The 9453-nt window shown below is 75.0% G+C and carries 6 protein-coding genes; all 6 read right to left on the minus strand.

All coding sequences use genetic code 11. The features are described 5' to 3' along the window. Nucleotides 1-93: 93 nt before the first annotated feature. Nucleotides 94-1188 carry a lipocalin-like domain-containing protein gene (locus ACTB72_RS18170; RefSeq protein ID WP_463038422.1) on the minus strand — a complete coding sequence of 365 codons (1095 nt, stop codon included), beginning with the start codon at nt 1186-1188 and terminating at the stop codon, nt 94-96. After that, on the minus strand, nt 1178-3679 hold the full coding sequence (locus ACTB72_RS18175) for an ABC transporter permease (RefSeq protein ID WP_463038423.1): 2502 nt from the start codon (nt 3677-3679) through the stop codon (nt 1178-1180). The genes ACTB72_RS18170 and ACTB72_RS18175 overlap by 11 nt, the downstream gene beginning before the upstream one ends. Before the next feature lie 175 nt (nt 3680-3854). After that, nucleotides 3855-4568, minus strand: coding sequence for an ABC transporter ATP-binding protein (locus tag ACTB72_RS18180; protein WP_463038424.1), 714 nt, complete (start codon nt 4566-4568; stop codon nt 3855-3857). A gap of 91 nt (nt 4569-4659) precedes the next feature. Continuing rightward, nucleotides 4660-5073 carry a DUF2177 family protein gene (locus ACTB72_RS18185; RefSeq protein WP_463038425.1) on the minus strand — a complete coding sequence of 138 codons (414 nt, stop codon included), beginning with the start codon at nt 5071-5073 and terminating at the stop codon, nt 4660-4662. 202 nt (nt 5074-5275) lie between these two features. Then, a complete protein-coding gene (locus tag ACTB72_RS18190; protein ID WP_463038426.1) occupies nt 5276-8413 on the minus strand; it encodes an efflux RND transporter permease subunit in 3138 nt (1045 codons plus the stop codon). 54 nt (nt 8414-8467) lie between these two features. Then, on the minus strand, nt 8468-9453 hold a 986-nt coding region (locus ACTB72_RS18195; RefSeq protein WP_463038427.1), incomplete at its 5' end, for an efflux RND transporter periplasmic adaptor subunit.

The raw sequence follows: 9453 nt of genomic DNA on the forward strand, positions 1-9453 counted from the left end.
CGCCCCATCCCAAAGCGCCGCGGGCGCAGCGCCCATGCTTTCGGGCCGGTCGTCGCGGCGCCCGGGCCCCGGGCGGGCGGGCCGTCGGCCCTCCTAGTACCCCGTCAGCTCCATGTATCCGACCCCGGCGCGGCTGCCGTCCACCCGGATCGGGCCTTCCCAGTAAGGGAACGACATGTCCATCCAGGCCGCGGGATTGAGCGGCGCGATGGTCAGCGCGATCCCGCGCGAGGGGATCTCCACCGTCCATTCGGAGGGGATCCTGCGCCCCGCCACCTCGGCCTCGGTCGCAGGCGCGAGGAAGACGCCGGCCGGGTCCAGCCGCTCGATCGTGCCCTCCGCGCCGATCCAGGCCACCGACAGGTAAGGCGCCGCCCCCACCCGACGCATCCGGTAGAGCATCAGCTTGTCGCCGCCCTCCAGATGGATGGCGAACCAGTCCCAGCCCGGCTGGTCGGCCTCCAGCGGCTGCGAGCTCCATTCCCGGTCGAGCCAGGCGGGGCCGGAGACCGCGATCCGCTCCTCCCCCAGCCAGATCTCGCCCGAGGCGCGCAGGAAGGGGACCGAATAGTAATAGCTCGCCTGCCCGCGCTCGGATTTCAGCGAATAGCCGTCGCGGCCCTGCAGCACCTCCGGCCCCTCGGCCTGCAGCCCGAGGTCGTAGAAGAAGCCCCGCCCCCCGGCCCGCAGCCGCAGGGGAGAGAAGCCGTCGCCCAGGCTCTCCATCCGCCACGCGTCGATCCAGGCGCGGAAGGGCGCCGCCACCACGCCCGCCTGCCCGACCCCGCCGCGCCCGAACTTTTCGGCGGTCAGATGCGTGTCGGCCGAGGTCAGCGCCGCATGCCCCATCCAGATCTGGGGCGAGGCCCAGCCGTCCAGCCCCGGATCCGGCGACACCGCCTGCCGGAACAGGGTCCATTGCACGCCGAAGGCTCGCCCGTCGGCGGCGGAGAGGTTGGCGGTCAGATACCACCATTCGATCCGGAAATCGGGATGCGGGCCGCGGTCGCGCGGGAAGGCGAAGCGCCGGCCTTCGACCACCGCCGAATAACCCTCCGCCGCCGCGCCCAGCCCGCCATAGCCCTGCGCCGCGGCCGGCCGCCCCAGCAGGGCGGCGGGCGAGGCCGCGCCCGTCACCGCCAGCGCGCCCAGCAGGCGCAGCGCGCGTCTGCGTCCCTCAGCGCTCATCGGCGAACACCTTGGCGAGCGCGGCGGGCGAGGTTCGCAGGAAGCCCGCCAGCGGGATCGCGGCGGCGAGTCCCGCCGCGGCGCCCGCCAGCGCGGCCAGCCGAAGCCAGTCCGTCGGGAACACATGCAGCGGCAGCCGCCAGCCGAAGGCCGCGACATTCACCACCGCCACCAGCGCCCAGGCCAGCGCCACCCCCAGCGGGATCGCCAGTATCGCGGTCAGCAGCGCGAGCCCCATGATCCGTCCCAGCTCCATCGCCGCGAGCCGCCGCCGGCTCGTCCCCATCGCCCAGACCGGCGCCGTCTGCGGCAGGCGGGCCGCCGACAGGCTCAGCAGCGAGGTCGCCAGCGCCAGCCCGGCCACCCCGAAGGTCAGCGCGTTCAGCGCGCCGGTCACCGCGAAGGTCCGCTCGAATATGCTTGAGGAGAGCCGCCTTATCGAGCCCTGTTCGAGCGCCGACACCCCCTCGGCTCCGTCGAGCGCGGTCGCGACCGCGGCGGCGGCCTCGGGCGGCGTGACGCGCAGGGCGTGGCGGCCGCGCTCGGCCTCCGGGATCCGTTCCGCGAGCGCCGCGTTGGAGAGCCGCGCCTGGCCCAGCGGGTTGCCGTAGTCGGCGAAGATCGCCGCGATGGGCAGCGCCGGTCCGCCCGGCAGGTCCAGCGGATCGCCAAGGCCCAGGTAGAGCCGCCGCGCCAGCTGTTCCGAGATCATCACGGCCTCTCCCCCCGCCACCCGGTCCCAGGCGCCGGGCGCCGCCGCCAGCAGCGGCCAGCGATCGCGCCAGGTGGCGTGATCGGCGAAGCCGCGCAATTCGACCGGCGCGCCGTCGAGCGCGGCGTCGGCCCGCCATTCGGGCAGATCGGCCGAGATCCGCGGATCGGCCGCGATCAGCGCGGCGAGCCGATCCTCGGCCCCCGGCTCGGCCTCCGCGTAGACCTCGGCGGCGAGGCGATCGTCCAGCCAGCTCTCGAAGGTCAGGCGAAACCCGTCGACCATGGAGCCGACGCCGACATTGGCCGCCAGCGCGATCATCAGCGCCATCAGCGCCAGCGAGAGGCCAGGCAGCTGCTGGCGCGCATCCGCCACCATCCAGCCGCCGAGCGGCCCCCAGCGCCGGTCGGACCAACCCTCCAGCCCCGCCAGCGCCAGCCCCAGCGCGGCGGGCAGCGCCAGGGCCGCGGCGGAGAGCAGCGCGCCGATCATCGCGAAACCGGCCACCAGCCCCTCCCCCCAGACCGCCAGCGCCAGCGAGGCCAGCGCGAACACCCCCGCCGCCACGGCCTGACGGGCGCGGGTGCGACGCGCGGCGGCGAACCACGCCTCGGGCCGGGCGCTTTCCAGCACCGGCATCCGCGCGGCTTTCCACAGCGCCCCGCCGGAGGCGACCGCCGCCCCCGCCACGCTCATCGCCAGCCCCCAGAGCCACCAGGAGGCGGGCAGCGACAAAGCATCGGGCGCCGGCGCGCCATAGAGCCCCCGCAAGCTCGCCGCCACATCCGGCAGCAGCGCGGCGGCGACCAGCGCCCCGCCCGCGATCCCCGCGACGCCCGCGATCAGGGCCAGCGCCAGCAGCTCCGCCCCCAGCGCCGCGCAGAGCGTCCAGGCCGGCGTCCCGCAGGCGCGGAGCGAGCGCATCAGCCCGCGCCGCTGCTCGAACGCCAGACCCACCGCGCCATGGGCGATGAACAGGCCGACCACGAAGGACAGAAGCCCGAACGCGGTTAAATTCAGATGAAAGCTCGCGGTCAGCCGGCCCGGATCCAGCGCGGCGCGCGACGCGGCGCGGCGAAGCTCGGGGGCGGTCTCGGCCAGCGGCGCGGCGGGCGTCTCCGCGTCGGGATCGAGCAGAAAGCGCGTCGCCCGCCCCTCCATCCCCGCCAGCGGCTGGGCGAAGCCGATGTCCATCACCAGCGTCCCCGGCGACACCGCGCCCGAGACCGCCAGCGGCGGCGTCAGCCCGCGTGGCGTCGCCAGCCGGTCGCCCGCCGCCGCGCCCAGATCGGCCAGCGTGCCGGGCGCGATCAGCGCGCGCCCCGGAGCCTGGGCGAAGGCGGCGTAGTCGGGCGCGGGGGCGGTGTCTTCGATCTCGTCGTCCGCCGGCCCGCCGAACAGCGCCAGCCCGGCGGCGGCGGGCAGCGTCACCGGCTCGACCCCGAGCAGGCGCAACCGCCGCGCCGCCGCCCCCTGCCCGACCGAGATCTCGGCGTCCACCACCGGGCTCGCCGCCCAGCCGGCCTGGCGCAGGGCGCCGAAGACCGCCGCTTCCGCCGGCCCGCCGCCCGAAGCGACCAGCGAGGGGAGCGCCGCCACCGTGATCGCGCGCGTCGCCGCCTCATAGGACCGCCGCGCCTCGGCGTTGAGCGCCTGCACCCCGATCCACAGCCCCGTCGCCGCCGCCAGCCCGGCCAGCGCCGCGGCCAGCAGCAACGGGCGCCGCCGCCAGTGGCTCGCAAGGGCGGCCAGCACCCAGAGGAAACCGCGCAGGCTCATGCGCGGCCCCCGGCGGGGCGTGCGCGCCGGCAAGCGTGCGGGGCGCATCCCCCGGCGATCGGCGCGGGGCGGCGCCCGGACGCGCCGCTCGAGGACGCGGCGGCCGAGGCGAGCCTGGGCGCGCCCCTGAAACCGGCGCCAGGCGCGGCCTCCCCCCCGCCTCCCGCCCGACGCCTCATTCCAGAACCCCCGCCCGCAGATGCGCCCGCGCGTCGAGGCGGGCGGCGAGGCGGGGCGAATGGGTGACCATCAGCAGCGCCGCGCCCGCCTCATGGGTCAGGCCCAGCAGGAGGTCGAGGGCGGCGTCGGCCGCCGCCTCGTCCAGCGCGCCGGTGGGCTCGTCGGCCAGCACCAGGCCGGGACGGACCGCCAGCGCCCGCCCGATGGCGACGCGCTGCTGCTGGCCGCCGGAAAGCTGCTCGGGATAGCGCCGCTCCAGCCCCGAAAGCCCGAGGCGCACCACCAGCTCCGCCGTCCACGCCCGGTCCTCGCGCCCCGCCAGCCGCGCCTGGAAGGCGAGGTTCGCGGCCACCGTCAGGCTCGGCGCCAGGTTGAATTGCTGGAAGACCAGCCCGATCCGGTCGCGCCGCAGCGCCGCCCGTCCGGCGTCGCGAAGGCCGGTCAGGGACTGCCCGGCGATCCGGACCTCGCCGCCATCCGCCGCATCGAGCCCGGCCGCGAGGTGCAGCAGCGTGCTCTTGCCCGAGCCGGACTCGCCGGTCAGCGCCAGGCTCGCGCCCGGCGCGAGGGTCAGCGACACCCCGCGCAACACCTCCACCGGCCCCTCGGGCGAGGCGTAGGTCTTTCGGAGATCGCGCACCGACAGGGCCGGGACGGCGACGGTGTGCGCCGGAGGATCAGGATCGAGAGGACGGGACAGGGAGGTCATGGCCCCGACCCTCGCGCCCCGTGGCCCCCCGCGCAAGCCGCAGGGCCGGCCCGGCCCCGCGGCGCATCCGCGCCAAGGGGCCGGGCGCGGCTCAGCGCGCGAGCCCCAGCGCCCGGATCGCCAGCACGCCGAGCGCGGCGGAGGACCCGGTGATGACCCCGCCCCAGAGGGTGTCGGCCGCCACCATCTGCCAGCTCCACCCCTTCAGGGTCGCCATGTTCACCCATTCGTAGGTGCCGTAGGCGAGCATTCCGAAGATCGCGCCGTTCAGCGCCGCCCGCGTCCAGCCGCCCCCCTCCGGCGCCAGCGCCGGCCAGGAGCAGAACCACAGGATCCCGCCCACGTAGAACAGATAGAAGATGCCGGCGACGCCGAGCTTGGGGTCCTCCAGCATGATGTGGCCGATATTCCGGTCGAACAGCCCCTTCATGAACAGCGTCAGCATGGCCACGTCGAGCACCAGAAACGCCGCCATCGTCGCCAGATAAAGCGCCACAAGCGTCATGCCGTCCTCCCCATTTTCCGCTCCCGCGCGGCCCGGTCGGCGGCGCGGCCCAGGGCTTGCGCGCCATGGTTTCGCTCAGAATTGGTCCGGTCAGAGCCACGGTCAAGGGCGGCGGGCGACGGGGGAGGCCGCGATCTCGTCCGGGCGGGAGCCGACCGCCGGCCCCCCCTCTCCGCCCCCCCTCTCCGCCCATCCCGCGCCGTCAGCCGGCGCGGGGGGCGAAGAGGTTGCGCGGCGGCCCGGCCGGGACCGGAACCGGGGCCGGCCGGGCCGCCTGGGGCCCGCGGCGCGTCACCAGCGCGAACATCGGCGGGGTGAAGTAGAAGCTGACCACGGTCGACAGCAGCACGCCCCCCGCCACCGCCATCGCGAAAGGCGGCCAGAACCCGCCGCCGCCGAGGATCAGCGGCAGGAAGCCCCCGAAGGTGGTGACGGTGGTCGAGACGATGTGGCGGGATGCGCCCAGCACGATCTCCGCCATCCGGTCGCGGTCGCCCGCGGCCGCGCCCGGGTCGGCCTGCAACGCCGTCATGATGATGATCGCCGCATTGATCGACACGCCGATGGAGCCGATGACCCCGATCACCGCCGTGATCCCGAACGGATATTGAAAGATCGCCAGCGCCAGGATCGACAGCCCCGCCGACAGAACCATCACCACCGTCGCCACCGCCGCCAGCCGAAAACTGTTGAAGGTCAGCACCACGGTGGCGATGGACAGGGTCACGATCAGCCCCAGCGGCGCCAGGAGGTTGGAGATGACCTCGTTCCTCGCATCGGAATCGCCGCCGACCTCCAGCCGGTAGCCCGGCGGCACGGCGAACCCCGCGCCGTCCAGCGCCGCCTGCGCCCGGCCCAGCGCCGCCTCGGGCAGCACGCCCCAGCGGACGAAGGCCTGCACGGTGTTGGTCCGCTGCCCGTCCCGGCGCGAGATGGCGCTTTCGGACGGAACCACCCGCATCGCGCCCAGCGCGCCCAGCGGGATCAGGTCGCCGGCGGGGGTCGCCACGTCGAAGGTCTCGACGAAGCCCGCGTCCGCCCGGTCGGCGGCGCCGACGCGGACCCGGACCGGCAGCTCCTCCGACCCCTCGACCATCGAGCCGCCGACGACCCCCTCCAGCGCCGCGTCCAGCTGCCGGGCGACCGACACCAGGTCGAGGCCTGCGAGCCGCGCCTTCTCCTCATCCAGCGCGAAGGCGAGTTTCGGAGCGCCCCCCTCCATCGTGGTGCGGGCCAGCGTCACGTCGGGGACCTGCGCCACGATGCGCCGGGCGGCGTCGCCGATCTCGCGCAGCACCGCCAGATCCGGGCCGACGAAGCGCAGCTCCACCGGCGCGTCCACCGGGGGGCCCTGCACCAGATCGCGCACGATGATCCGGGCGCCAGGCGCCGCGGCGCCGAGCGTGTCCTGCAGATGCGGGACGAGGCGCGCGGTGGCGGCGTTGGACTCGGTGGCGATCAGGGCGCGGGCGAAGCCGGGCGCGTTGTCCTGGTTCATCAGCATGTTGTAGTAGAACGACGGGGCGGAGGCCCCGATCACCCACACGATCCGCCTTATCCCGTTCTCGGCGTTCAGCGCGTCGGACAGCCGCTCCGTCACCCGCTCGGTCGCGGACAGGGAAGCGCCGGCGGGCATCTCCACGTCGATGTGGAACTGGTCGCGGTCCACGCCGGGGAAGAACTGGGGCGTCAGGCTGGGGAAGGCGAGAAAGCCCATCGCCGGCAGCGCCAGCGCCCAGGCGGCGGCGGGGCCCGGATGGCGCAGGGCGAGGCGCAGCGACCAGGCGAAGCCGCGGCCCAGCGCGCCGCCCGACATGCCGTTGGTCACCCAGCCCCGCGTGCGGCCGGAGGCGTCGCGGGGATCGGGCAGCATCCACCCGGCCAGCGCCGGGGTCACGGTCATGGCGATGACCAGCGACCAGATCAGCATGGCGATCACCGAAATCGCGATGGCCCCGACGAAATCCCCCGCAGGCCCCGGCAGCAGCACCATCGGCAGGAAGGCCAGCGCGGTCGTCACGGTCGAGGCGAGCAGCGGCGCCCCCAGCCGCCCCACCGCGTCGCCCACCGCATCAAGGCGGGACATGCCCTCCGCCAGCCGGCGCCGGATCTCGTCGGTCATCACGATGGCCGCGTCGACCAGCAGGCCCAGCGCCACGATCATCCCGGTCACCGACATCTGGTGGATCGGAATGCCCATGAAATTCAGCGTGGCAAGCGACGCGAGCCCCACCAGCGGCAGCACCGCCGCCACCACCAGCGCCGCGCGCAGACCCAGCGTCAGCAAGAGCACCCCCACCACCAGCCCGACGCCGACCGCCATGTTCAGGCCGACCTCCGCCAGCCGGTCCGCGGTGTAGCCGGACTGGTCGAAGATCAGCTCGTGACCCAGGCCCTCGGGCAACCCGGCCTCGTAGTCCTCCAATGCCGCGCGCACCGCAAGAATCCAGGCGTCGACCTGCCGCCCTTCCTCCATCTTCGCCGCCACCAGCACCGCGCGCCGCCCATCGAGCCGCGCGAGGCTCGGCGCCGGGACCCGCGCGGTCTTGGTCACCTCCGCCACATCCCCCACCCGCGCCGAGAACCCGGCGGCGTTCGAGGCGAGCGGGATTTCGCGCACCCGGTCGAGGCTGCGGATCTCGCCCCCCACCTCGATCAGCATGTCGGAGCCCTCGCCCCGCAGCCGCCCGGCCGAGACCTTGGGGTCCGCCGCCTCGATCGCCGCCGCGACCTGCGCCGCGCTCAGGCCCAGCGCCGACAGCGCGGTGGGGTCGACGGCGACCAGCACCTCCTCCTCCGGCGCCCCGAAGGAGCGGACCAGCGACACGCCGGAGACGGCGCGCAGCCGATCCTCCAGCGCCTCGGCGTAGCGGCCGAGCACCGCGTCCGAAATCCCCTCCCGCGTCGGATAGACCGCGGAGATCGCCGAGAACGCGCCGGTGCGGTCGTCGTCGAAATCCGGCTCCGGCACGCCCGGAGGCAGGTCCTTCGCCACGTCCGACAGCGCGTCGCGGATATCGGCCCAGGCCTCCGAGATCTCGGGCAGGTCGAGGAATTCCGACAGCTCCACCCGGATCGCGCTGATCCCGGCGGAGGAGGTGGAGGAGAGGGTCTTGATCGCCGCGATCTCGCGCAGCTCCGCCTCGATCTTCTCCGTGACCAGCGCCTCGACCCGGGCCGGGTCGGCGCCGGGATAGGGCGTGACCACGGTGGCGAAGAGGTTGGTGAAGCTCGGGTCCTCCTGCCGGCCGATGGTCAGGAAGGCGGAAGCGCCGGCGGCGATCACCACCAGGATGACCAGCGCGGTCAGCCGGGCTTCGCGGAAGAAAAGCGTGCGCATCGGGGGGCTCCGGCTCGGACTGCGGCGGGTCGGGTTGCGGGTCGGGGGCGAGGCTCAGCGCTCGGCGATCTGGTCGGCGGGGACGGCCGGCGGGGCGACCGCCGGGTCGACGCGCATGCCCGGCGCCACCTTGTGCGCGCCGGCGGCGACCACCAGCGCGCCGTCCTCCAGCGCGCCGCGCACGAAGACGCGCCCCTCCGCCACATGCAGCGCTTCCAGCGCGACGGCGCGGGCGACATGGCCGGTTTGATCGGGGACGGCGAGCAGCGCGGTCCACAGCCCCTTTTCGCCCTCGCGCAGCGCGGTCAGGGGCAGCCAGGCCCCCGCCTCCGCCCGCCAGTCGTCGGAGATCACCTCCACCGTGCGCCCGAAGGCGACCGACTGGCCGGGCTCCAGCAGCAGGTCCAGCAGCGCCGCGCGGGTGCGGGTGACGGGGTCGATGTCGGGGCGCAAGGCGGCGACGGCGGCGACGAGGCGGACGCCGTCGGCTTCCACTTCGACCAAAGCGCCGGGGAAGAGGCGCGCCGCCGCGTGTTCCGGCAGCCCGACGCGGACCCTCGGGCGGTCGCTCTCGATCAGCTCCGCCACCGGGGTTCCGGCGGCGATCACCGCGCCCTCGTCCGCATGGCGGGCCGCGATCTCGCCCGCGAAAGGCGCGCGCAGTTCGGCATGGGCGAGGTCGATGCGGGCCGCGGCCAGCCCCGCATCCGCCTGCCGGATCGAGGCGGCGATGCGGTCGGTCTCAGCGCGCGCCTCGTCCCAGCGCTGGTCGGAGGCGAAGCCGCGGTCGCGCAGCGCCTCCTGCCGGCCGGCGGTGCGCCCGGCGAGATCGGCCTCAGCCTCCAGCATGGCGCGCTGGGCGGTCAGTTCGTCGATGCGCGCCTCGGTGCGCAAGGTGTCGAGCCGGGCGAGCAGCGCCCCCTTCTCCACCCGCGCGCCCTCCCGCGCCGCGACCTCGACCACGGTTCCGGCGATGTCGAAGGCCGCCTGGACGCGGCGCGCGGGCTCGACCACGCCGAGGCGCCGGGTTTCGACCTGAA

The sequence above is a fragment of the Albimonas sp. genome (assembly GCF_055129145.1).